The organism is Streptomyces sp. AC627_RSS907 (assembly GCF_019049165.1).
Window position 1 is genome coordinate 1 of sequence record NZ_JAGMUE010000845.1, and the last position, 607, is coordinate 607.

At 78.1% G+C, this 607-nt stretch carries 1 protein-coding gene; it reads right to left on the minus strand.

Going from position 1 to position 607, the window contains the following annotated elements; translation table 11 throughout:
* Window positions 1–607 (minus strand): transglycosylase family protein (locus KUM32_RS38975; RefSeq protein WP_217146509.1); only part of this gene is annotated, 607 nt, incomplete at both ends.

The window sequence follows — 607 nt, forward strand, 5'->3', positions numbered from 1 at the left end:
GTGCTTGCCGGTGCCCGTGTCGTCCTCACGCGCCTTCTCGCCGGCGCCGGGCCGCTCGGCGCCGCCACGGGACGCGTCGGGCCTCTCGCGCCCGGTCTCGTCGCGGTCGGCGGGCCTCTCCTCGTCCCGGCTCGGGCCCGGGGTGGTGCGGGGCGCCTCGGTGGGCTGCGCGTCGTCGCTCGGCGCGGACGCGTCGGGGCCGGGCCGGCCGCCCTGTCTCGACTCCTCGTCCTGGCCGGGCTTGGTGTCCGGCGTCGGCTCGGCGTCCGGCTCCCGTTCGTCGGTCGGGGTCGGCTTGGCGCCGTCCGGGGAGGGCTTCGCGTCCGGGGTCCGGTCCGGTTCGGGGCTCGGCGCGTGGCCGTAGTCGCCTCGGTCGGTGCCCCGGTCGTCGTGGCTGGGGTCGCCCGGGTTGACGTCCGGCACCTCGCCGTCCTCGGTCAGACCGGCCGGCTGCGCGCAGTCGTTCCACGCCATGGGGCCGCGCTCGGACAGGATCGTCTGGGCGATGGCTATCTGCTGCGCGCGGCTGGCCAGGTCCGGGCGGGGCGCGTGGTCCGTGCCGCCGTAGAGCTGCCAGGCGTCCAGGCTCAGGCCGAGGCCGCCGTAG